General features: G+C 55.8%; 24 protein-coding genes and 1 pseudogene. 16 read left to right on the top strand and 9 right to left on the bottom strand.

The window, feature by feature from the left end:
- The first annotated feature begins 163 nt into the window (after positions 1-163).
- The 4 genes from VI25_RS03195 to VI25_RS03180 are packed head-to-tail and all read left to right on the top strand — an operon-like array spanning position 164 to position 2,790.
- On the top strand, positions 164-1,429 hold the full coding sequence (locus VI25_RS03195) for a cation:proton antiporter (RefSeq protein WP_045687714.1): 1,266 nt from the start codon (positions 164-166) through the stop codon (positions 1,427-1,429).
- A 28-nt stretch (positions 1,430-1,457) separates the two neighbouring features.
- Positions 1,458-1,868: a metallophosphoesterase gene (locus VI25_RS23885; RefSeq protein ID WP_052695052.1), complete on the top strand. Its 411-nt coding sequence runs from the start codon at positions 1,458-1,460 to the stop codon at positions 1,866-1,868.
- 17 nt (positions 1,869-1,885) lie between these two features.
- Positions 1,886-2,101, top strand: coding sequence for a hypothetical protein (locus VI25_RS23880; protein ID WP_055562258.1), 216 nt, complete (start codon positions 1,886-1,888; stop codon positions 2,099-2,101).
- A gap of 59 nt (positions 2,102-2,160) precedes the next feature.
- Entirely contained in the window at positions 2,161-2,790 is a 630-nt protein-coding gene (locus tag VI25_RS03180) for a DNA-3-methyladenine glycosylase family protein (RefSeq protein WP_045687715.1), read from the top strand.
- Here VI25_RS03180 and VI25_RS03175 read toward each other — a convergent pair.
- Entirely contained in the window at positions 2,787-3,074 is a 288-nt protein-coding gene (locus VI25_RS03175) for a hypothetical protein (protein WP_045687716.1), read from the bottom strand. The genes VI25_RS03180 and VI25_RS03175 overlap by 4 nt on opposite strands.
- Before the next feature lie 12 nt (positions 3,075-3,086).
- Complete coding sequence (locus tag VI25_RS03170) at positions 3,087-4,007, bottom strand: DUF58 domain-containing protein (RefSeq protein ID WP_045687717.1); 921 nt, start codon at positions 4,005-4,007, stop codon at positions 3,087-3,089.
- 346 nt (positions 4,008-4,353) lie between these two features.
- On the opposite strand from VI25_RS03170, the gene VI25_RS03165 reads away from it, so the two are divergent.
- From VI25_RS03165 to VI25_RS03155, 3 genes are all read left to right on the top strand, one after another.
- Entirely contained in the window at positions 4,354-4,701 is a 348-nt protein-coding gene (locus tag VI25_RS03165) for a DUF3276 family protein (protein ID WP_045687718.1), read from the top strand.
- A gap of 280 nt (positions 4,702-4,981) precedes the next feature.
- Entirely contained in the window at positions 4,982-6,079 is a 1,098-nt protein-coding gene (gene ychF, locus VI25_RS03160) for a redox-regulated ATPase YchF (protein ID WP_045687719.1), read from the top strand.
- 26 nt (positions 6,080-6,105) lie between these two features.
- On the top strand, positions 6,106-6,315 hold the full coding sequence (locus VI25_RS03155; protein ID WP_045687720.1) for an alkylphosphonate utilization protein: 210 nt from the start codon (positions 6,106-6,108) through the stop codon (positions 6,313-6,315).
- Between the two features lie 225 nt (positions 6,316-6,540).
- Here the strand turns inward: VI25_RS03155 and VI25_RS26395 are convergent, their stop codons facing one another.
- The 5 genes from VI25_RS26395 to VI25_RS03135 form a co-directional block, all read right to left on the bottom strand.
- Positions 6,541-7,044, bottom strand: coding sequence for a hypothetical protein (locus tag VI25_RS26395; protein WP_236704855.1), 504 nt, complete (start codon positions 7,042-7,044; stop codon positions 6,541-6,543).
- Complete coding sequence (locus tag VI25_RS26390) at positions 7,041-7,781, bottom strand: M48 family metalloprotease (RefSeq protein WP_236704854.1); 741 nt, start codon at positions 7,779-7,781, stop codon at positions 7,041-7,043. The genes VI25_RS26395 and VI25_RS26390 overlap by 4 nt, the downstream gene beginning before the upstream one ends.
- Before the next feature lie 65 nt (positions 7,782-7,846).
- A complete protein-coding gene (locus tag VI25_RS27585) occupies positions 7,847-7,978 on the bottom strand; it encodes a hypothetical protein (protein ID WP_262489910.1) in 132 nt (43 codons plus the stop codon).
- Between the two features lie 126 nt (positions 7,979-8,104).
- Positions 8,105-9,385, bottom strand: coding sequence for a cation:proton antiporter (locus VI25_RS03140; RefSeq protein ID WP_045687721.1), 1,281 nt, complete (start codon positions 9,383-9,385; stop codon positions 8,105-8,107).
- 292 nt (positions 9,386-9,677) lie between these two features.
- On the bottom strand, positions 9,678-11,027 hold the full coding sequence (locus tag VI25_RS03135) for a DUF5103 domain-containing protein (RefSeq protein ID WP_055562257.1): 1,350 nt from the start codon (positions 11,025-11,027) through the stop codon (positions 9,678-9,680).
- Between the two features lie 193 nt (positions 11,028-11,220).
- Between VI25_RS03135 and VI25_RS03130 the strand changes: the two genes are divergently transcribed.
- The 7 genes from VI25_RS03130 to VI25_RS03100 all read left to right on the top strand — a co-directional run bounded on the left by VI25_RS03130 (position 11,221) and on the right by VI25_RS03100 (position 18,966).
- Positions 11,221-12,900, top strand: coding sequence for an alkaline phosphatase PhoX (locus tag VI25_RS03130; protein WP_052695162.1), 1,680 nt, complete (start codon positions 11,221-11,223; stop codon positions 12,898-12,900).
- A gap of 50 nt (positions 12,901-12,950) precedes the next feature.
- Positions 12,951-13,814 carry a leucine-rich repeat domain-containing protein gene (locus VI25_RS03125; protein WP_052695161.1) on the top strand — a complete coding sequence of 288 codons (864 nt, stop codon included), beginning with the start codon at positions 12,951-12,953 and terminating at the stop codon, positions 13,812-13,814.
- Positions 13,814-15,637, top strand: coding sequence for a cytochrome c peroxidase (locus VI25_RS03120; RefSeq protein WP_045688272.1), 1,824 nt, complete (start codon positions 13,814-13,816; stop codon positions 15,635-15,637). The genes VI25_RS03125 and VI25_RS03120 overlap by 1 nt, the downstream gene beginning before the upstream one ends.
- A gap of 622 nt (positions 15,638-16,259) precedes the next feature.
- On the top strand, positions 16,260-16,703 hold the full coding sequence (locus VI25_RS03115; protein ID WP_236704853.1) for a hypothetical protein: 444 nt from the start codon (positions 16,260-16,262) through the stop codon (positions 16,701-16,703).
- Positions 16,703-17,236 (top strand): hypothetical protein, encoded by a 534-nt coding sequence (locus VI25_RS23875; protein WP_045688270.1) that lies wholly within the window; start codon positions 16,703-16,705, stop codon positions 17,234-17,236. Before VI25_RS03115 ends, VI25_RS23875 begins: the two co-directional genes overlap by 1 nt.
- Positions 17,214-17,924 carry a metallophosphoesterase gene (locus VI25_RS03105; protein WP_045688269.1) on the top strand — a complete coding sequence of 237 codons (711 nt, stop codon included), beginning with the start codon at positions 17,214-17,216 and terminating at the stop codon, positions 17,922-17,924. Before VI25_RS23875 ends, VI25_RS03105 begins: the two co-directional genes overlap by 23 nt.
- Before the next feature lie 70 nt (positions 17,925-17,994).
- Positions 17,995-18,966: a hypothetical protein gene (locus tag VI25_RS03100; RefSeq protein WP_045688268.1), complete on the top strand. Its 972-nt coding sequence runs from the start codon at positions 17,995-17,997 to the stop codon at positions 18,964-18,966.
- Positions 18,967-19,090: 124 nt separating this feature from the next.
- On the opposite strand, the pseudogene abc-f reads toward VI25_RS03100, so the two are convergent.
- Positions 19,091-21,001 (bottom strand): annotated as a pseudogene (abc-f, locus tag VI25_RS03095) (ribosomal protection-like ABC-F family protein).
- A gap of 329 nt (positions 21,002-21,330) precedes the next feature.
- Here abc-f and VI25_RS03090 point away from each other — a divergent pair.
- Positions 21,331-22,032 carry a transglutaminase domain-containing protein gene (locus VI25_RS03090; protein ID WP_045688267.1) on the top strand — a complete coding sequence of 234 codons (702 nt, stop codon included), beginning with the start codon at positions 21,331-21,333 and terminating at the stop codon, positions 22,030-22,032.
- 67 nt (positions 22,033-22,099) lie between these two features.
- A complete protein-coding gene (locus tag VI25_RS03085; RefSeq protein ID WP_045688266.1) occupies positions 22,100-22,642 on the top strand; it encodes a hypothetical protein in 543 nt (180 codons plus the stop codon).
- A gap of 113 nt (positions 22,643-22,755) precedes the next feature.
- Here the strand turns inward: VI25_RS03085 and VI25_RS03080 are convergent.
- On the bottom strand, positions 22,756-23,493 hold a 738-nt coding region (locus VI25_RS03080; protein ID WP_262489909.1), incomplete at its 5' end, for an amidase family protein.

Below are 23,493 nucleotides of genomic sequence, written 5' to 3'. Positions count from 1 at the left end.
ACGTCCTTGCCAGACCGCGTACCGTTGACAGACTTGGGCTACTCCGAAGTACGGAGTGGTTTCCGATTAGCTAGCTGACCCAACGGTACGCGGTTTCCTGGTATTGCAGGCGCGCTCAAACCTTGGTAATCAGCTTACTTCTTTCTGATTACTAACTGGTTGCATGGAGCTATATAATACGTTTGCAGTACTGCTTGTGGTAGCGGCCTTATTTGGCTACGTCAACCACCGCTTCTTGCGGCTCCCCTCCACTATTGGCCTCATGATACTGGCCCTGCTCTCCTCGTTGGTAGCCATTGGGCTGGGCCGCTTGGGGGTCCCGTGGGTAGTAACGGTAAGTCAGCTGGTACAGCGCATTGACTTTCATACGGTGCTTATGCAGGTGATGCTTAGCTTCTTGCTGTTTGCTGGCGCCTTGCACGTAGACGTTCGCACTCTGGGCCAAGAAAGGCTTCCCGTTGCCATACTGGCCTCCGTGGGCACTCTGGTTTCTACGGTGCTGGTAGCGGGTGCTATATATGGCCTACTCCCTTTGTTTGGGCTACCCACCGAGTTTATTTATTGCCTGCTGTTTGGTGCCCTCATTTCTCCCACCGACCCCATTGCGGTACTGGGCATTCTGAAAGAAGCTCGCATTCCAGCTTCTCTGGAAATCAAGATTGTGGGTGAGTCGCTCTTCAATGATGGTATTGCGGTAGTGGTCTTCGTGAGCTTATTTCAGATTGCTCAGGCTGGTACCAGCGGCGACCTAAACACCATTGGCATGCTGTTTCTGCGCGAAGCAGTAGGAGGCCTGGCCTTGGGGGCAATGCTCGGCTACGCCGGTTTCTGGGCTCTGCGTAGCATCGACCACTACCAGGTAGAAGTGCTTATTACCCTGGCCCTGGTGACGGGGGGCACGGCGCTAGCTACGGCGCTCCATACATCTGGCCCCCTGGCCATAGTAGTGGCAGGCCTAATTGTGGGAGACAAGGGCCGACGGCACGGCATGTCGGACCTTACTCGGGAGTACCTGGATAAATTTTGGGAACTGCTGGATGAAGTGCTTAACGCCATGCTCTTCGTACTGATTGGCCTTGAGATGCTGGTGCTCAACATTAGCCGCACCATGCTGCTTGTGGGCGCTTTAGCAGTCTTGGTTGTACTGCTGGCACGGGCTATATCCGTAGGAGTACCCTTGGGCCTACTTCGCCGGCGCTATCACTTTGACCGCTCCACGTTGCGCATTCTTACCTGGGGCGGCTTGCGGGGTGGCATCTCCGTGGCGCTGGCCTTGTCCCTCACCCCAGCCATGCCCCGCGACCTGTTGGTAGGCATTACGTATGTAGTAGTGGTGTTCAGCATCGTGGTGCAGGGGCTTACTATCGGGCCGTTGGTGAAGAGGTTAGGGCTCAGCACCACCGCTGATTCTTCGCCCGCTTCGCATTAGCGTCTATTGTTACACTTGTTGGTTGGGTATGAATCTGTTTGTGATTGGCGATGTGCATGGGTGTTTCCATACCCTACAGGAACTGATAAAACACTGGCAACCGGCTACGGAACTACTGGTGCAAACCGGCGACATAGTTGACCGGGGCAATTATTCCCTGGAATGCTTAGAGCTGGCCCGCACTCTTGAAACCCAGGGCCCAACTGTGTTTTTGCTCGGCAACCACGAGCACGAAATGCTGAAGCACTACGCACCTAATGGCCCAAACGCTAATTGGCTGCGTTGGGGCGGCCGCGTCACGGCCCAGCAGTATCAAGGCCGCCCGTCACTCTTACAAGAGCACCTAGCCTGGATCAAGCAGCATCCTCTATTCTGGACAAACGAGCACTTGCTCATTAGCCATGCTGCTTTGCCGATACACCCAATCCACTTGACCTAGATAACGCTAACGGCGTTTTGTGGCGGCGGGGGCCACTCACTAATAAGGGCAAACGCCAGATTATCGGCCACACGCCTACCCAAGGCCAGCCAGCGTTTGACCGCGTGGCCAACGTGTGTAACATTGACACCGGGGCGTATCTGGGGCAGAACCTCACAGCGCTGCGCTTGTCTGCTACGGGGGAGCTGCTCGACGAATTTTTCGTTCCTACGCTCCCTATCGATATTGCCTAGTGCTGGCAGGGTCACCCCTCCCTAACCGATAATCTAATAGCTTACCCGTCTCCTCGTCCATGCCTACCTCTCCTGATGCCCTGCATCACCTTGCCCAAGCCGACCCCGTGATGGCTCGGCTCATTGCGCAAGGGCAGCCTATCATTCCCGCTCCGCACGAAGACTTATACTTAGCGCTGCTTCGGGCTATCGTAGGCCAGCAAATATCTACCAAGGCAGCGGCGGCCATCTGGCGGAAGGTGCAAGCCTTATTCCCGCCCGATGGCTACCCCGAGCCAGCCGTCGTGCTACTGCTCACGGATGAGGACCTGCGGGCTGCGGGCATTTCGCGCCAAAAAGCAGGCTACTTGCGAGCCATTGCCGACTTTGCCCAACGCAACCAGTTAGACCACGCTCACCTGAGCCAACTCGACGCCGAAAGCTTCACTACCCACCTCACGCAAATAAAGGGCGTAGGACGCTGGACTGCGCAAATGCTACAGATGTTTGCCTTAGACCAACCCGACGTATTTCCCGAGGGCGACTTAGGAATTCAGAATGCCATGCGCCGCCACTACGAGTTGCCCGAAACTGGTCGTGCCCTACTGCGCCGCATGACGGAGCTAGCCGAGCCCTGGCGGCCCTACCGCACCTTGGCCAGCAAGTACTTGTGGCAGTCTTTAGATAATACGCCGGCAGAGTCGTACTAGCTGATTGGGTCGGTGGGTGAAGGAGAAACTCCCGACTTAGGCCGGCGGGAGGCTCTTTCCGCTTGGCGGCGGGCGTCTTCTTCTGCCTCGGCCTGCCGGCTCTCCCGGCTTACGAGGGCCATAATCAAAAACACCGACACGAAAGGCAACACCAAGGCTATCAGCAGCCAGCGCCAACCCGAGCGGCCGTACATGCGGGCAACATAAACGGTTATAAGAGCCGGCAGCAACAACGCTAGTGCGGCGGCCAGGATGGTAATACCCGAGGGGTTGTGCAAATTCATATGGTTCTCTTCTTACCGTACTTTCCCGCGCTTCACTAGGTAAGCGTAGAGCACTTTATCGAACGGTTCACGAATATCGACGGGCACAAAATCAATCTTATACTGCCCGCACCGCAACGCTAGCTCGTGCTCGTATTGTTGCATGGCGGCGCGGTACTGCTCGCGCACTTGGTTGGGCTGCAACTTTACCAGTTGACCCGTTTCCAAGTCTTCAAACACGTAGGGCCGGTCAGAAAAGCTAAAGTCTGCTTCGGTGGCCCGATCCATCACGTGAAAGAGAAGCACCTCGTGGTGCTGGTGGCGCAAGTGTTGCAGGGCAGCCAACGCCTCGGCCTGTTCTTCCGGAGCTCGGCCCAGCATATCTGAAAACAGCACCACCAAGGAACGCTTCGGAATTTGCTGGGCAATCTGATGAATAACTCCAGCTACATCAGTTGTGGCCTTGCGAGCGGGCACCGTGCGTTCCAACAGCTGCTGTAGTGTAAGAAGCAAGGTGTGCCGATGCGTACTGGTGGAGCGCACGGGAGTTTGCAGCTCTACTTGCTCAGCAAACGTAACGAGCCCAACGGCATCGCGCTGCTTTTGCAAGAGTGTAGTAATAGCCGCCGCGCACAAAATGGAGAAACGCAACTTGTCGTGCCCCGGCGCTGGGTAGTACATGCTCGGGCTCACGTCTAGCAGCAGGTGGCAGCGCAAGTTGGTTTCTTCCTCGTAGCGCTTTACAAAGAGCTTATCCGTGCGGGCTAGCACCTTCCAATCGAGGTGGCGGGTGCTTTCGCCGGGGTTGTAGAGGCGATGCTCGGAGAACTCCACCGAAAACCCGTGGTAGGGCGACTGGTGTAGTCCCGTAATGAAGCCTTCTACGAGCTGCCGCGCCAGAAATTCTAAGTTTTCAAAGGAGCGGACCGCCGCCAAATCGAGGGGTTGAGCCATATAGGTTAGAAAGCAGGGAAGAACAAGGTACGCTAGAACCCGGACACTGCACCCCTACCCTGCTACATGCAAGAGAGTAGCGCCTGTATTTGTTCCCCGTGCTAACCCAATATGATTTTAGAAGGATATACAGAAAAAAAGATATAATCTTGTTTTTATCCCAGCTTCGGTTTTTGCCGTTTAAATGCATCCAGCGGCTTTTTTGAGCCATAGGCGTACTTTTTTGTGTTTGTTTGGCCGTAAAACAGTAAATTGCCAGACTTAAAATTTTTATATCTAACTGAAACGCTTTATTTTGCGCTGAACTTCAAACATCTTAGAATAATAAAATTTACCAGAAGGCCCTGTGGAAGACCGTCACGACCAGGAAGAAATTTACTCCCAACGCATTAAGGCTGGCAAGCGCACGTACTTTTTTGACGTAAAAGCCACCCGCGGCCAGGATTATTATCTGACCATCACAGAAAGCAAGCGTCGTTTGCGCGACGATGATACTTTCTCCTACGAGAAGCACAAGATCTTCCTTTACAAGGAAGACTTTTTGAAGTTCGTGGATGCCTTGCAGGATGCCGTAGATTACGTCCGTGAGGAGTTGCTAACCCCCGAGGAAGTGGCCGAGTTGGACCGCCCTCGCCCTGCCTACGACGCTGATGGCCGCGATGGTGGCTATAGCCGCGCCGAGGAGAATTATTAACCTTTTATTCGGAAGTCTAGCGAAACACTGTCTACTACGCTGTTTTATTACCGCTTCCCACCGCACGGCGCGCCCGGTTTCAGCCATGGCGCGCCGTCGTGGTTTGTGAGGCACTTCACGTTACTTGTCCTCCTTTCACTGGTTGCTGCCACCGGCCGACGCCAGCGAAGGGAGGACAAGTTGTTTAGCCCGTGCTTTCCCCAAAAAAGCCCCGTACCTTTGCCCCTCGAAGTGGGCCGCGGGCCTACTTCACCATTCCACTACTTCACCATTTCAGTATATGGGTCTCCGCTGCGGTATCGTCGGCCTGCCGAACGTCGGCAAATCCACGCTTTTCAACGCTCTTTCCAATGCCAAGGCCGAGTCGGCCAACTACCCCTTCTGCACCATTGAGCCGAACGTGGGCGTGATTACGGTGCCCGACGAGCGGCTTCAGATTTTGGAAGCACTTGTAAACCCCAAGCGGGTACTGCCAACCATCATTGAGTTCGTAGATATTGCGGGCCTCGTGAAAGGTGCTTCTAAGGGCGAGGGTCTGGGCAATAAATTCCTGGCTAACATCCGCGAGGTGGATGCCATCATCCACGTGGTGCGCTGCTTCGACGACCCCAACATTGTGCACGTAGCTGGTGGCGTTGACCCAGTATTCGACAAGGATGTTATTGACACGGAGCTGCAAATCAAAGATTTGGAGAGCGTGGATAAGAAGCTGGCCAAGGCCGAGCGTAGCGCGAAGAGCGGCGATGCGCAGGCCAAGAAGGAAGTAGTAGCCCTACAGCGCTTCAAGGAGGCACTGGAAGCGGGCCAAAATGCCCGCGCCGTGTCGGCTACCCCCGAGGAACTGGAAGCCGTAGCCGATCTGCAACTCCTCACCATTAAGCCGGTTATCTACGTGGCCAATGTGGACGAGGCCAGCATCACTACGGGCAATGCCCACACGGCAGCTCTCCAGGCCCACGTAGCCCAGGAAGGCGCCGAAGTAGTACTCGTATCGGCAGCCATTGAGTCGCAGATTGCGGAGATGGAAGACCCCGAGGAAAAAGAAATGTTTTTGGCCGAGTACGGCCTCACCGAGTCGGGTCTGAACCGCCTGATTCGGGCATCCTACTCCCTGCTCAACCTAATTACTTACTTCACGGCTGGCGTACAGGAAGTACGTGCCTGGACCATTCATAAGGGCGACAAAGCCCCCGCGGCCGCTGGTGTTATCCACTCCGACTTCGAGAAAGGCTTTATTCGCGCCGAGGTAATCAAGCTGGCCGACTACCAAGAGTACAAGACGGAAGTGAAGATTAAGGAAGCTGGTAAGATGGCCGTAGAAGGCAAAGAGTACGTGGTGCAGGATGGCGACATCATGCACTTCCGCTTCAACGTGTAACAACTGACGGGCTAACCTCTGGCATCATGGAAGTAAAAGATAGCAACGGCAACCTCCTCGCGGAAGGCGATTCGGTTACCATCACCAAAGACCTGAAAGTAAAGGGCATTGCGCAGGCCCTCAAGCGCGGCACCGTCATCAAGAACATCCGGCTTACCAACAGCCCCGCTGAGATTGAAGGCAAAGCCGGCGGAACCGTTCTGGTCATCAAAACAGAGTTCCTGAAGAAGGCATAACGCCGTTTCTCTCGAAGTTCTATAGGAAAAGCGCCCCGGTCGACTAGTGCGGCCGGGGCGCTTTGAGTTTATGCTAATAGGTGGGAGTCATCAACATCTAACTGAATAGCGCATCCGGTTGAACTGAACTCCGAAAAGGAACAGACGAGCATCCAATTGGTGATAGAAAAGCCAGACCTCAAAACTTGAGGTCTGGCTTTTCTAATGCCTGTAACAGCCAATAAACTACTTGCCTACCACTTTAAACAACATGCCCGCCGTCATTTTATCGGTGGTTTTCATACCATTCAGAATGGCCATTTCCTCGTAGCGCTTCGACGGAACGCCATTGGCCGCAAGAGCTGAGGCCAGCGTTTGGCCAGCTTTGGCAGTTTTGATGCGCACGCGCTCAGGTTGGCGGTTGATCTTGTTGGCATCGGTGAGGCGACGGAAGCCCTGGGCCACATTCTGGAAAGTACCACCGTAGGTGTTCAGCGTACCGGGGCCGCAGAGCCCAACCAAGGCGTAGAGCGTTTGGCCGTCTTGGATGACGTAGGACAAGGTGCTGGCCGTGATGCCCTGCTGGCCGGTTTGTTGATCTTGCCCTACCTGGTCACCTTGGATTACCACGGCAGGGAAGCTATTTACGGTGGTGCGGCTGGCTTGGGCATTTTGAAGCTTAAGCTGCTGGGCCAACGCCTGCGCCGTTTCATCCAAGGACTTATTGCCGGCGGGCAGGAGCACTATCACGCTTTGCCGTTGGGCTCGGCCATCTGAAACTGGCTGGGTGAATTCTGCGACTTCCAACCCTGGGGCACAGGAAACTGGAATTTCAGGTCGGGGTGGTAGAAGACGCTGTTTTCCACGTAGCCCTCGCGGGGGTTGTCGCCGTAGGGCAAGCCCTCAATCATGCGCAAGTACTGGTCGCGGTTGACGGCTAGCTGCCGACCGGCCTGCTGCTCGGCTTGCTGGGCCAACTTTTTCACGTTCTGGTACCGGTCGGCGGAGTTGGGGTGTGATGACAGGAATGTGGGCACTGTGGCGGCACCACTGCTTTGCTCGGTGCGCTGCAAAGTCAGGAAGAAATCAGCCATAGAAGACGGATCGTACCCAATTTTACTGGAGTACTTCACGCCCAGCTTATCCGATTCATTTTCGTCGTCGCGGCCGTATTTGAGCAGGCCGAGACCTACTACCTGCGAGGCCGGCTGAGCTAGGGCCGCAACGCGCCGTGAGAGTATGGAGCCCAGAATGAGGGCGCCATTGGCAATGGTGGAGCGGGTTTGCTGCTTTTGGCCGTGGCGGGCCGTAATGTGGCCTATTTCGTGGCCGAGAACTCCACTAAACTGAGCTTCATTGTTGAAGTGGGCCATGATGCCCCGCGTGAAGTACACGTGCCCGTCGGGGGTAGCAAAGGCGTTAATGATGGGTGAATCGACAATGGTAAACCCTTTGACATCAGCGGGACGGTCGGATATCTTGCCCATCTGCATGCCCTTGCTATCAATGTAACTCTGAAGCTTGGAGTTATCGAGCAGGCCAAACTGGGCAATTACCTGTGGGTCGGGTTGGGCACCTGTACGGGTAGGGAGGTACGGGGAGCGGGTAGCCGGGAGCCTCCCAGAGGCAGGAGAAGCGCTAGCGTAGCGCCGGTACGCAAAACGGAGGTGAGGATGGGTTGCATGGAGAGAGAGCTAGTGGTGGTAACAGGAGTAGGAATACGCCTGCAACGAAGCGCGGCGGCTGCAAGGTTACAGAAGCGCTACTTCGCTTATCCATATAGACTAATTCCATGCCGATTTGGCCGCGTCTACTTTTCTGCCTCCTGACGCATCTGCTCTTCCAGCTCCACCGCGGTAAGGCGCCCGTGCCGACGGTCGAGCCAGTCCATCACGGGGGTAGCCAGCACGCCGTGCAGAACAATGGAGGTGAGCACCGTGAAGCCCGTGATGGCCCACAGCTCTTTGCCATCGGCAAAATGGGCTTCGTGCATAGCAAATGCCAGGTAGAAAAACGAGCCGATGCCTCGGATACCGAAAAAGGAAATTACCAGTCGCTCGGGCCACGACACGCGGCTTCGGCCCAGGGTCAGAATACCACCTAATGGCCGTAGCAACAGCAGCAGAAAGAGACCTAGTGCGGCCCCGGTCCAGGTGAGAGGAGCCAGCAGGCCACGGATAATGGCCCCGCCAAACAGAATGAGAATCACCACAATAAGCAGGCGCTCCAACTGGTCGGTAAACTCGTGCATTTCGGTGTGGTACTCATGACTACGCTCGTGGGTGCGCAACGTCACGGCCGCCACGAATACGGCGAGGAACCCGTACCCGTGCAGCAACTCCGTGAGGCCGTAGGCGGTGAGCGTGACGGCCAGAGCTACAAAGCCGTAGGCATCGGGGTTTATCTGGACGCGGTGCGGCAAATCGAAGATCAAAAACGAAAGAACCTTGCCCGCCAGCCAGCCAGCCAGTACGCCCATGCCCGTGCGGTACAGCACGTCCATCCAGGCCCAGTGCAGCAGCCGATCTGATAACGGCAATGCAGCTACGGGCAGCAGCACCAAGGCCAAATGCACAAACGGGAAGGCCAGGCCGTCGTTCAGGCCCGCCTCCCCGGTAAGGGAAAAGCGTACGTTGTCTTCGCCGCCTTCGCCCGGCTTTCCCACTTGCACGTCGCCGGCTAGTACGGGGTCGGTAGGGGCCAGCGTGGCGGCCAGCAGCACGGCCGAAGCCGGTACCAGCCCGCCCAGGCGCCACGCTACCACCGTGAAGATGGCAATGGTAATAACCATGAGTACTAGCACCAGCTGCAACGGAGCCCGCCACCGCCACAACGAAAACTTGCGGTCAATCTTAAGGCCCGTGCCCGTGAGGGCCACCGTTGCGCAGATTTCGGTGAGGTGCATGGTAAAGGTGGAGTGCTCCACCGGATTGGGGTTGGGCAGGCCTAGGGGCAGCCCAAACACCAGCATGCCTAGCCCAACAAACAAGATGGGGTAAGACAAAGGAAATTTTCTCAACAAGGATGGCAACCAGGCCACGCCCAAAATAGCCACGCCTAGTATTACCAGAATCAGATTATAGTGCGACATGCAAGCAGATCAGGGGAGTAAGACCTTTTCTTACGCAAGCCTCTCTCTGCCGGACACCTCTACCCTATCGTACGCTTACGCTTAGAGTAACTGACTACCCGCCCGCTTGGCCCCTATGCTGCCGCTGGCGGTATCTCCATTCTATCCTGCTGGCCTCTTCTCGATGATTCATGCAAAGCTTCCCGGCCAACCTACTTTATGCCGGACGTGTAAAGCAAAAGCCCCCGGACACCACTTCAGTTGCTTAAAGTGGTGTCCGGGGGCTTTTGAGTAAGCCGAGCAAGGAAAGGCTTTATGGATTCCGGCTATTGACATCGATGCTCTGGTAGCCGATAAGCAAGTCGGTACGCGTGCCCGGGGGGCGGTAATACACGAGCAAGTCATACTGGTTTTCGGTTTCCTGGTGGCTACCCTCCCAGTACACGCTATTGGCTCCCTGGGCAGTTTGCACGGCATAGAGGTAGTTGTAGTAACCCTGCTTGAGCAGCGCCCCGCCGGTGTACTCGCCGGTGGCTGCGTCGTAGGTTAGCTTGTACTCATCCTTCAGCTGCCAGTCGGACAGGGCGCCTACCACGTACACGGGCCCTGGCGCAGCCTGCGGCGCGCGCAGGTGAAATGCTACGTTGAGGTAGTCAGCATTGGTAGCACCATTGCCGTACTCCCGGCTTTCAATTACACGCTGTCCATTAATGTCCTCATATTGGGAGTATGACTGGCCGTTGCGGGTGGCTTCGGGTTGCAAATCGGCGGTGCGGGGCGAGGCATTGGCATCTACCCGCGCCACGCCTACTCCTACCGAGCGGAACGTGCGCAAGTCAAAGAAGCGAAACTCGCTCAGGGCGGGGAAAGCGTTTTCGAAGTTGAAGTACTGGTAGTCGAGCTGGCGTTCGGCATCGCGCACGAAGGTGGGGCGCAGGTTATACTTGGCATTGTCCCACCGGAAGTTTTGGCGCAACACCACCTTTACTTCCTGGGCCGGATTGATGAGCTGCATGTTATAGCGAATCCCAAAGTCGATCTGCTGTAGAGTATAGCGCTCCTGCCCCGCTACTGGAATGCCCTGCTTCATGCTGATGGCCAGGGCCCCTTGGTCGTAAACCAGCACCCGCCGCGACAACAGCGGCGTGCCGCCCGTACCCTGCACCACCCACAAGTAGTTGCCCGAGAGTTTCACCTGGGGCATCTGTAGCCTGTAATGGTAGTAGGGCACCTTGGTGGCATTGGAAGCCCGGTAGTCGGTGATAGTTTGCTCGTTGATTTCGTTTAGAAATTGCATGTCTGTCAGCACCGAGGGCTGCCAGTTCACGTCGCAGTGCACCAGTTTGGCCGTGAGGCGCTCCCCCTGGCTACCCAGCACATCAAACTCCAGCAGGACGGGCTGGCCCTGGGCTAGTGGCACAATGGGGGGGTTAAAGATTTCAGTAACCTGCCCGGTAGGCACGTAGCACTGCACGGTGCGCACGTTGGGGTTATACACGTAGTCCTCGTACCGCAGGGTCTTGTCGGCGTAGTACTCGGTGGCGGGAGCTTGCCCAACAGTAGCGGGCCTGCGGGCAGCGTTTGGATCAGTAATGGGCGTACCCAGCGGCACGCAGGCGGTGGCAGCTAGGGCTAGGGTAGCAGAAAGGAAACGGTAGCGCATAGCAACGAATGTAGGCGTTAGGCCCCAGATACCAGCGAAACTCAGGGCACGAGATAGTGTGATACGGCTCCATTCTAGCACTATTCCGACATCTAGTAACCTTCTATTCATAATGCCTTCATGCAGCTTGATCTAGCCATAAACCAGACAACACACTAGGTTTCGTACTTGCGGCGCACTTCACCCAACCCGTATGAAACCTACTTCTACTCTACTTTTAGCAGCTGTACTGAGCGGCGGGCGCGCACTGGCGCAGGCTCCATGCCCTACCCTACCGGCCGACCACATCAGCCGGTTTACATCCGTGGAGCCCTCCACTCAGCCCCAAGACCTACGGTTGCCGACTACCCATGCCTTCCAAGTATTGGCCCAAGGTGGTGATGCCTACACCAACGCGACCGAGGGCAATATGCTGGAATCGTTTGACTTTACGGGGTATGCCCCCATCAGCGGAAGCAGCACCAACGGCTACCTCTCCATCAACCACGAGGGCTCCGGCACTACCTCGGGCGTGAGTATGCTCAGCCTGAACTTTAACGCTGCCACCAAGCTGTGGAATACATCGGCCAAGCACCCGGTAAACTTTGGGCCTGTAGTCGGTACAATCAATAACTGCTCGGGCACTGTTACGCCCTGGAGCACAATTGTAACCTGCGAGGAAAATCTGGGCCCCACGAATCCCGTCGATACCAATAATGACGGGTACATGGACTCCGGCTGGAATATAGAAATTGACCCCGCGACCCGCGCGGTAAAGGACCAGGATGGCAACGGCACCCCCGATAAGCTCTGGATGATGGGCCGCCTGAAGCACGAGAACATTGTGGTGGCTCCTGATCTGCGCACGGTCTACGAGGGTGCCGATGACGGTTCCGCCAACAGCTTCGTGTACAAGTACGTAACCGACACCCCCGGTCAGCTTGGCAAGGGTAAGCTGTACGCTCTGCAACTGAGTGGGGCCATCGGCACGGCTACTACCGGCACCTGGATTCAGATACCAAACGCTACCCCCACGGAGTGCAACAACACCACGGTAGCGGCCAGAGCCCTGGGCGCTACCAGCTTCAACGGCGTAGAAGACATTGAAATCAGTCCGCTGACGGGCCAAGTCTATTTCACGGCTAAAGGCCCCGGTACTATCTACCGCTTCACCGACTCGGGTGCCGCAGGTACTACTGTCAGCAACTTCGAAATATTTGCCGGCAACTCTCCTACGGTAACCAACCAAGCCTATACCATCAACTACGGTTCGGGCTCTATCTCGGAACTCTGGCGCACCGGCAACGACAACCTGACGTTTGACTCTCAGGGCAACCTGTACGTGTTGCAGGATGGTGGCCGCAACCACATCTGGCTCATCAAGCCGTGCCACACCCAGGCTGCTCCCGCCGTAGAGCTGTTTGCCGTGACGCCCGCGGGCTGTGAGCCAACGGGTATGACCTTCTCGCCCGACGAGCGGTTCATCTTCGTCTCTATGCAGAGCCCAGATGAGAAGAACACGCTGGCTACCACTGATGCGGCGGGCCAGCCGGTTGTATTTAACAAGTCTACAGCCTTAGTTATTGGCCGCAAAGGCACCTTAGGCACCGCTACCGCCCTGGCTACTGCCAAACCCGAGCTACACAAGGCAGATGTGTATCCAAACCCCGTAAGCACAGAAGAGCTGACCATCCGACTTTCGCACCGCCAGCGCGAGGAGGCTACCGTAACGGTGTACAACGCCTTAGGCGCCCGCGTCCTAGACCAGTCGGCTACTCTGAACCAGGGAGAAAATACGCTGAAGCTGCCCGTGAGCAAGCTGCGCAACGGCTACTACAACTTGGTTATCAAAACGGCTACCACCACCACTACTCGTCCGTTCATTAAGCAGTGAGGTCCCGCTTAGTATTCTTTCTCTCCGTACTCGTTGTTGCCCTGCAGTCTTTGCAGGGCAACACTTGTTTGGCGCAGTGCGCCACAAAAATCTCTTTCTCTCTGACTACGGCCCTCAGCCAACCAGCCTGCGTTACGGAGCTGAACCTGCGGGGCCAAAACCTGGAACTGCTGCCCCCGAGCCTAGAGCGGTTGCAGCGGTTGCGCCTGTTGTTTGCCCACGAAAACCACCTGCGCCATTTGCCCAGCAACCTCGCGCAGTTGGACAGCTTGCGGGTGCTGTTCGTGAACAAGAATAGCCTGCTGGACTTGCCCCCAGCTATTGGCAACCTACATCGGCTGCGGCAGCTGCAAATAGAGCAGAACATGCTTACGGAGCTACCGCCTAGCATTGGGGGGCTCGACAGCTTACGCTACCTCATGGGCGCCTACAACAACTTTACCTCTCTGCCCGAGCAGCTAGGGCAACTGGCTCGGTTGGAGTACTTCGATGTCTCGCACAATCAGCTGCTGTTTCTGCCCGCTTCCCTGGGCAGCTTGCGCAGCCTCCGCTACGTGTACCTGAACGACAACAAGCTGCAAAGCCTGCCAGCACACTTTGCAGGCCTTACCCAGTTGGAAGAACTGAACCTGTCCAACAATCAGTTAGAGGAGCTGCCGGCCAGCCTTGGTAGTTGCCAGAACCTTAAGGTGCTTATCCTGTCCGGCAATCAGCTCAAAACGCTGCCGAAAAGCCTGAGTAAGTTGCAGGCCTTGGAAATGCTCATCCTCAACGACAATCAGCTCACGGCCCTGCCCCGTTCCCTGCGCAAGCTCAAGAAGCTGAAAACTGTCATTGTGAAGCAAAACGCTTTTACCCCGGCGGCCCGGCGCCAAGCCGAAACGGCACTACCGGGCGCCAAACTCTATTTCTAATGCCCTCCCGTTTGATTCGCTACTCGGCAGCTAGTGGCCGCTTGTGGCTGCTAGGCTTTTCGGTGCTGCTGTTTTCGTTTGCTCTCCTGCGCAAAACGCCCGCCGAGCAGGTGAAAGTGTACTACGATGCTCATTTGCACCAACTGCACAATGCCCTCACCCACTTCCAGGAGCGTGCCTACCAGGCCGACACTATTGTACTCCGCACCGAGTTTGCGGCTTGCCGGCGGGAATATAAGGCCTTGGAATCTGCGGTGGAGTACTACTACCCGCACGCGGCGGGCCGCATCAACGGGGCGGCCTTACCCGAGACCGAGCCAGGGGAGCCGGGCGAAGTAATTCCGCCTAGTGGATTTCAGGTGCTGGAAGAATACGTGTACGCCGCCCCTGACGAGCGCACTACCCGTGACCTTATTTATCAGGAGCTCGACAACCTGCTGTTCCAAGTGCGCCAGCTAGAGCAGCAGGCGCCCCACTTAAGCTTTTCCGACGCCGAGGTATTCGACGCCGTACGGCTGAACCTGTACCGCCTAGCGGCCAAGGGCATTTCCGGCTTCGACTCACCAGCGGCGCACGCCTCCTTGCCAGAAGCCGCCGTTACGCTGCAAGCCACGCGGGAAGTGCTGGCTTTGTATGAGGTGCCCGCAGCCCTGACTTCGCAATTGCGCCGCTGTGAAGCCACCATAGCGGCCCCCAGGCAGGACTTCAACTCCTTTGACCGAGCTCGGTTTTTTACGCGCTGCTTCAACCCAGCGCTGGCCGCGCTGCACCAGGCGCAATTACAGCTACGCATACCTTTCGTGCGGGACCGACGCGCCGTGCGGCCAGATGCGGCGAGCTTTTTCGTAGCTGATGCCTTCAACTCTTCCTTCTTCGCCCCTACCGATGCGGCGGCACCTACTCCCGCAGTGCTAGCCTTGGGCGAGGCTTTATTCAAGGAGCCTGTGCTATCCGGCAAAGCGGGGCGTTCTTGCGCCAGCTGCCACGAGCCCAGCCGCGCCTATACCGATGGGCTGCGCGTGAACAGTTCTCTCCTGGCCGATGCTGGCCTAGAACGCAATACGCCTACCCTCCTCAACGCGGCCCTCCAACCCGACCAGTTCTACGACAGCCGGGTGCATTTTCTGGAAGACCAAGTGCACGCCGTGGTAACCAACAAGGCCGAAATGGGTGGTCAGCTCAGTCAAGCACCTGCTCTACTCCGCAAGAAGGCAACATATGCCAAGCAGTTTGCCAAGGCATTCGATAAGGAGAAGCAACCCATTACCGAGCGCAACATCCGGCGCGCCGTGGCTGCCTACGTCCGGTCCCTAGTCGGCCTCAACAGCCGCTTTGACCAGTTTCTGCGCGGCGACACGGCGGTGCTGAACAACCAGGAAATTTTGGGTTTCAACGTCTTTATGGGGAAAGCGCAGTGCGGCACCTGCCACTACCTGCCCCTGTTCAACGGCACCGTACCACCCCTCTACGACAAAACAGAAAGTGAAGTGCTCGGCGTGCCGGCCACCACCGATACCCTGCACCCAAGGCTGGATGCCGACCCTGGCAAGTTTTTGCTTTATGGCGTGGCCCACCAGTGGCACGCCTTCAAGACGCCCACCGTCCGTAATGCTGCCCGCACCGCGCCCTACATGCACAACGGCGTGTACCAGACCCTGGAGCAGGTGCTCGACTTCTACAACAAAGGCGGTGGTGCAGGCCTGGGCTTAGAAGTACCTAACCAAACCTTAGCCGAAGACCGCCTAAACCTGAGCACTGCCGAACAGCAGGCCATCGTTGCCTTCATTAAGGCCCTGAACGACACGCGAGAAGTGGCGTATTGACTTTGACGCAAAAAGCTTTTGCTAGCTACTTTCAGCACTTCACCTTGCAGCTGTTATTCGAGTTATTCTAACTCAGGACAGGAGCCGTGTGGTGGTAACGCGCCCCGTAGCAGTACTAGAATTCTAGCACTGTTACGGGGCGCGTGTTTCTTGTAACTTCTGAAGCTACAAAACTGCCCTTACTAGGCTGCGGTGACAGAAAACGATTTATAATAGACTATAAGCACAAGGCCAGTATTCCCCGACTGCGCTCGGAATGACGTCCCGTATTGGGCAGGCGCCAATAAGGCCTGTGATAAAGACTCAGCAGGCGAAGTCTGGCCTTCCGCAGCCACTATGGACCAGTAGAACACAAGCTGCGCCAGCCAGAACCGGTTTCCAACTACTTGCTTGGTAGTTGCTGAAAATTACATTTACTTTGAAATACAAAGTTCTTTTACCAAAAGAATTACTTCCTTCCTCTATCCAAGAAATCCGAAAATGGAAAAGCAGGCGCCCCTACCCGTGCCTTCACACTATTGGCCGTAACACTTCCTAACCCGCGTAATTCTCTTATAAAATGCTCTCGCTCAAATCGTATCGGTCTTATGTTTCCTTGATCTTACTCTTTGTCCCGCCTGTCTTGTTTGGCCTTCTATTGGTGGTGTTTCAAGGCAACGACAAGTTGAGGCTTACTCGTGAGCTGCCTTACTTACCCTGGCAATTCTTGGTTATGGGTGTTGCAGGGGCCATTGCTACGGCCGGTGGCGTACTAGACTGGCGCTACCACCGCAACCCGCTCAACTTAAAAATTCCTAAGAAAGAGCGGGACGCCGAAGCGGCGGCGCTGGGCCTGGGCGGCGTGCCAATGTTTGTGCTGATGTGGCTGGCCATGATGCAGTCCAACCCCACCACCTGGCTAATCCCCATCTTACTGGTGTTGATATACACCGTAGTGGCTATCAGCTACGATGAGTTCGTTTTTCACATCAAACGTTGCGGGCCGCTGGAAACCGCCTATCATCGGATGCTGGTGTTTGGCAACGGAGTTGCCTGGTTGGCCTGGTTTCATTTTATCTTCTGTTGATGACGGTCGGGCGCTTGCTAAGCGAGAGTAAAAGGCAGTTCGATAAGCGGCCAGCGCAAGTACAGCAGGTCTTTTCCAGCAATATGTTTGCCGCGGGTGCCCGCTGGATGTTCGAGAAGCTGCACGAAGACGACGAATTGGGAGCTGTAGCGGTATTTGATCCTTCTATCAATTTCAGGTATTACGGCTATTTGAAGTACGGCACTAGCTTGCTGGCTTTCCTAACTTCTTGCTTCGCCTTCGGAAAGCTGCACTTGTTGCTGATGCCGCTGGCGGTACTGGTTTTTTATGTATTCGAAGTGCATTTCCTGTTTTTGTTTCCCTTGCTGCTTGACCGGGTCGAGAACCCCATCCTAACAAGCATCAAACAGACCTACCTAACTGGCTTCATTAAAGCCTTGGTTTGGGTTTTCATCATAGCCATGTACATGCTGTCGGGGCTGCTGAATCCTCGAAATCCGTGGCGCAAATGGCATATCGGCTGTTTATCAATTGTACTCTGGTATAGGTATGAAGTTAGAGATAGGGTATAACCATGACTTTGAGGTGCGGGAAGAAACCTACCTGACCGCCACTGGACCCAACTTCACTGTCCTCTACCTCTCCGATCTGCACCTGACTCGTTGGAGCGGCCCCACCATCAGCAAACTCGAACAAACCATTACCCGGTTGAATCCTCGAATACTGTTGCTCGGCGGCGACTATGTGGATTGCGCCAAAGGCCTCCCGCACTTCGCCCGGCTCATGGAGTTCCTGGCGAACCGGGAGTTGGTATTTGCAGTGGCAGGAAATCATGACGTTTTCTTTGGCGTAGAGCGGCTGAGACAGTTGGCCGAACGCAACAACCTGGTATGGCTGACGGATACGGCGGCTGACATTACGCTCGATGGTCACCAGGTCCGGATTTCCCCTGCCCCCACTACCGAGCGGGTTGAGGGTTTGGGTTTTAGCATTCTATGCCTGCACAAGCCCCTTGACATAACCACGCTAGGTTGCCCTCCCGAGTTGGTATTCGCCGGCCATTTACACGGTAGCCAGTTTGTGTTTTGGCAATCCACCAAGGGCCTTTTTCCTGGCAGAGTATTCTACCGGTGGAATATTTTAAAAACCACGGTCGGCCGTAGCCTCTACCTCATCAGCAAAGGCTTAGGCGACACGCTACCAATACGGTACAATTGCAAGAAGGACGTTGTTTTCGTGACCGTCAAGCGCTTAGCCTGAATTCAACCATTCAGTCCAACAGCTATCAGGTACAAGTAATTAAAGCCTCCTACTCCTATTTACAAGCCCTATGAAATTCTTACTTGCCGTTACCCTGGCCGCCGTGTACGGATTGCTAATTCGGTTATTGTTTGGCTCCGCGAATGGCTTGCTGGAAATTATGAGTGTCACCTTCCTGTTTTTGGTGCCCTCGCTCATCGGATTTCTAACGGTTATACTGATGCCAGCCAGAAAAATAACTTCTGGCACCGCGGCCTTCTTTACGCCCTGGCTTACCAGTTCAGTACTGCTGGTAGTTACTATACTGCTGAATATGGAGGGTACTATCTGCTGGCTGATGGCTTTCCCAATTTTCGCGGTAGCCGCCGGCGCTGGGGGCGTATTGGCCTACTGGCTGCGCAAGCCTAAACCCAAAGACCTGAACGCAAACAACTGGCAACGGCCTAACACGCTGCATGTGTCCTTGGTGTTTGTTGTGCCATTGCTACTGGGTGCCGTTGAGGGAGAAAAAGCGTTAGCACCCAAGCAAATGGTGATTGAAAGGGCCGTAATCATCAACGCGCCAGCTGCGGACGTTTGGAAGAAGCTAATTAGCAACAAGCAGCTAGGCCAGCACACAAACAAAACGTCTTTTTCGACGCTGCTCGGCTTTCCCAAACACGTGAGCACTACCCTGGACACGCTGCTTGTTGGCGGCACCCGAATGGCTTATTACGAAAAAGGCCTGTACTTCAAGGAAACCGTAACCCAGTACCAGCCGGAGCGCCTGCTCGTGCTACGCGTCGATGCCAATCCCAACGCCACTCCTGCGGCTGTCATGGATGAGCACATCTTGATTGGGGGCAAGCACCTCGACATTCTGGAAGATGTGTATGACTTGCGCCCTCTACCTGGGGGCCGCACCCGGCTGGCACTCTCAAGCCGGTTTTACATTAACACCCCTTTCAACTGGTACGCTGGTATCTGGGCACACTACTTAATGACTGACATCTTGGAGGGCGAGCTTAATCTGATTGCGGAACAAGCACCAACTACCCTGTAGGTGGTGTAAAGCGCAGAGTTGCGAGAGAGGCGCCCGATCGCAAAGCCCGAAAACCTTGAAAATAAAACGCCCCGCCGAAAGCACGTATCTTTCGGCGGGGCGTTTTACTATGCGAAACTGCTGGCTACATCTCGGCCAACATTTCCCAACGGTCGTTAAGTTGAGCCAGTTCTTTCTTCACCTGCTCAAATTTTACGGTCGCGTCTTTTAGCTGAGCGGTGTTTTGGTAAATCTGGGGGTCGGCGAGTTGCTTTTCATAAACGGCCAACTCCTTTTCACGCTCATCAATCTTGGCCTCTACCTCTGCCAGCTCCTTCAACGCCTTTTTCTGATCGGGTGAAGGAGTTTTGGCGGGCGAAGCTTCCACTTTTTTCTCCTCCTTGGGCAGCGGCTTGGGTGCAGACGGCGAAGGCAGGCCAGCTTTCTTAGCTGCCTTTTCCCGGTCTTCCTGCCACTGCTCGTACTCGGCGTAGGTGCCGGGGTATTCCTTCAGTTGGTAGTCTTCGATGTACCAGATCTTGTTGGCCACGTTCTCCACAAAGAACCGGTCGTGGCTGATGACGATGTAGGTACCTTCATACTGATCTAGGGCCTGAATCAGGATGTTCACCGACTGCATATCCAAGTGGTTAGTCGGTTCGTCAAGCAGCAGGAAGTTAGCTTCCGAAATCAGGGTTTTGGCCAGGGCCACGCGGCTTTTCTCGCCCCCGCTGAGCACCTTGATTTTCTTGTACACCTCGTCGCCGGTGAACAGGAAGGAACCCAGCACTGAGCGCAATTCCATTTCGGTGCGCTTCGAGCCGGCCTCAATCATCTCCTGCAGAATCTCGTTCTCAATGCGCAGGCTTTCTAGCTGGTGCTGCGCGTAGAACGACATGATGACGTTGTGACCCAACTGGTGGTTGCCGTTGGTGGGCGCCTCCTGGCCCGCCACCAAGCGCATCAGCGTGGACTTGCCCTTACCGTTGGCCCCAATCAGGGCAATTTTGTCGCCCCGCTCGATGTGCACGTGGGTGTCGCGGAAGATGAGCTTTTCGCCGTATTTCTTGCCCACGTGCTCCATGCGCAGAATGTGGCGGCCGGGAGTCACGGTGAAGTTGAATTTGATGTTCACGCGGGCATCGTCGGCGGCCACATCCTCGATGCGCTCCAGCTTATCCAGCGCCTTCACACGGCTCTGGGCCTGCTTGGCTTTGCTGGCCTTGGCTTGAATCGCTCAATAAACCGCTCGGCTTGCCGAATTTGAGCTTGCTGGTTTTCGAAAGCGCCTTTCTGAATGGCGTTGCGCTCTTCCTTCTCTTCGAGGTAGAACGAATAGTTGCCCGCATACGGCACCAGCTTGCCGCCCGTCACCTCCACGGTGGTGTTGGTGGTACGGTCCAGGAACTCCCGATCGTGACTCACAATAATAACGGCTCCTTCGTACCCGGCCAGGTAGTTTTCTATCCACTTGATAGACGGCAAGTCCAAGTGGTTGGTGGGTTCGTCGAGGAGCAGCAAGGAAGGCTGTTGCAGCAGGATTTTAGCCAGCATCACGCGCATGCGCCAGCCACCCGAGAACAGTTTCAGCGGCCGTTGCAATTCTTCCGTGGTGAAGCCCAGACCTTCCAGGATTTCTTCGGCGCGGGCCTGCATGGTATAGCCGCCCAGCGCCTCGAAGCGCTCCTGCAGATTGGCCAGCTTCTCTACCAAGTCGTCGGTGTAGTTGGTTTCAAACTCCAACAGCACCTCGTCGATTTTTTTTCTGCACATCCAGTGCCTCAGCAAAGGCCTGCATGGCCACGATCAGAATTGATTCGTGGGAGTCGTAGCTGAGCAAATCCTGGTTTAGAAAACCCAGGCTTACCTCCTTACTCATGGAGATACTCCCCCCATCGGGCTTGTATTCGCCCACCAGAATACGTAGCAGCGTGGATTTGCCCCGGCCGTTCAGCCCAATGAGGCCAATCTTATCCTTGGGCTTGATATGGAGGCTGGCTTTGTCGTAGAGCGTACGCGAGCCGAAATGAAAGTCGAGGTCGGTAATGGAAATCATCCTACTTTGCTATGAAGCTGCAAAGGTACGAGGTTTAAGTAGAGGAGCTTTATGTACGCTGCCCTAAAGAATACAAGATACCCGTTGGGCACCCCCTCCTGATATTAGAGCTGCCGTACTGTGCTGTTGAAACTTGTACGACCGTTTACATGTCGGGCATAGAGAGGGGCAGTACCAACCAAGGCCCCTTACCTCTCCTGATAGTACCGGCGCCCTAGCACTGGGCTGCCAAGCACCATCTGCGTACTCATCCCTTACGTATCTGCTGATGGTAAATACTTGTTATATAACAAGATATACAGGTTTAGTTCGTTGGCGCAAAGAGTTGCATGAAACACTTTATTCTCTGGGTAGCACTGTTCCTGCCGCTGGGCGCTTCAGCCACAGATACGCTGAACATCCGGCTGTACCGGCACGCGCTGGAAGCGCCCGAAACCCGAAACGTTCCTAGCTTGGTTACCTACCTCGTGGAAGCCGCGCGTACTAAGCAGGAGCGGGCTGAGGTTATCTTCTACTGGATAACGAGTCACATTGCCTACGACCTTAGCTCGCAGGAGTACAGCACCTATGCCCACGTGGCGGCTGAGACGACCTTGCGCCGACGTAAGACTATTTGCTCGGGCTATACGCAGCTATATGCAACCATGGCGAGCTACGCGGGCTTGCAGTGCCGCACCATCATTGGCTACACCACTACCCCGTATCAGAGCGGCTCCCACGCCTGGAATGCCGTACTGCTTGACAACCGGTGGCGCTTAGTAGACGCTACGTGGGGTAGTGGCGGCACGGTAGCCGGAACAGCTACCTTCGTTCAGCAACTAGACCTGCGCTACTTATTTGCGGACCCCGACTTTCTGCTTACCACGCACCTGCCCAACGATAATCGCTGGCAATTGGCTGCCAACCCAATCAATCTGGGTATTTTTCGGGGGCAGCTTTGGCAGCGCAAGCGAGAAGTCCTGTATCAAGACGAAGCATACTTGGCCTTCTCGCAGCGCACAGCCCTCCTGCTAAAAAAGAATCTTAACTGAGCTGCTTCCGCGGGCCCTCCCTCCTAGGCAGTACTAACCGCTTGGGCCTACCCTCGTACATCTGCGCATGAACCGTCGTCTTTTCCTACCCTTCGCTCTTCTCCTAAGCCTTGCCGCCGGTTGCCGTTCCGAGCAAGAAACCGCCGTGGCGGAAGCCCGCGACACCGTTCCATCGAACCTGAACCGGGAGGTTTCGAAAACCGAAAAAGTAGGCAAAACGGCCCGGAGCCATGCCTATATTAAGCGCTTCTACCAAGAACAAGGCGACTACTTTGTAACGGTGGATTACATTCAGTACCTAACTGGCAATGCCGCCATAGCTACCGCCCGCCGCCGGGGCGACGCAGCCGCGGACGTGCAAAACGGCGACACGGTGTACTCTGTTTTCAATGACTACTACATCATCAACGACGACACCAAGCAACGCATCTTGCAGCTGAGCCCGGAGGCCGCCTTTATGCTGTGGGATAAGTCGGCGGCACTCCGGCGCTACACCGCTACTCCCGCCGAAGTAATGGCCCTCGATACGGCTCTTCTGCGCTACGCCCCATTCATTGTGGAAACCAAGCGGGGAATCGTAACCAACCTCACGGAGCAGTTTATCCCCTAAGCTTGCCCCCTTTTCAACCCACTGCGGGCCGTACCACCTAGTTGCAGTTCCCGGCATTTGCGCCAGTATAGAACCACAGCTAGGGCGTACGGCCCGCCTTTTTAGGCTACCCCCTACCCTACAAACGGCGCCTTGAACGTTGGCGCGGTGCGTTTCTTAGATGCTTGCTCGTAGGCGTACGCCAGGGTCAACAATGGGCCCTCCTGGTAAGCGCCACCCACAAATGAGAGGCCCACGGGCAGCCCGTGCACCTGGCCCATGGGCACCGTAATGTGTGGGTAGCCCGCCATAGCTGCCGGCGATGAGAAGCCCGGCCCACCTCCGGAGTCGCCGTTAATCAAGTCGATGCACCGGGCGGGAGCATTGGTAATGGCTACGAGGCCGTCGAGCTTGTTTTCGCGCAGTACCGTGTCAATAGCGGTGCGGGCGCCCTGGTGCGATTTGCGCAGGGCGGCCTGGTACTTGGCACTTTCCAGCCCCTCCAGCTTGTCGGAAGCTTCCAGAATTTCCTGCTGGAAGAAGGGCATGGCTTTGGCCTTGTTCTCGGTGTTGAAGCGAATGACATCGGTGAGGGTTTTTACACCCGCCCCGGCCGTAGCCAAGTACTTGTTTACCCCGTCTTTGAACTCGTAGAGCAACACGTCGTACTCCGCTTCGCCCAGCGGATCGGTCAGCTTTTCTACCTCTACTTCCACCACAGTAGCGCCCTGCGCCTTGAGCAGTTCCACGGCCTGTTTCAGCAGCGGAATGGCATCGGAGGCTCCCTTCAGGTGACCCTTCTCCACGCCTAGGCGCTTGCCCTTGAGTCCGTTCGGGTCCAGGAAGGTAGTGTAATCGGGCTTGGTTTTGCC

Source organism: Hymenobacter sp. AT01-02 (assembly GCF_000961955.2).
Lineage (GTDB): Bacteria > Bacteroidota > Bacteroidia > Cytophagales > Hymenobacteraceae > Hymenobacter > Hymenobacter mucosus.
Note: the sequence above shows the minus strand (reverse complement) of the source record. Positions and strands in the feature narration are given on the sequence as shown.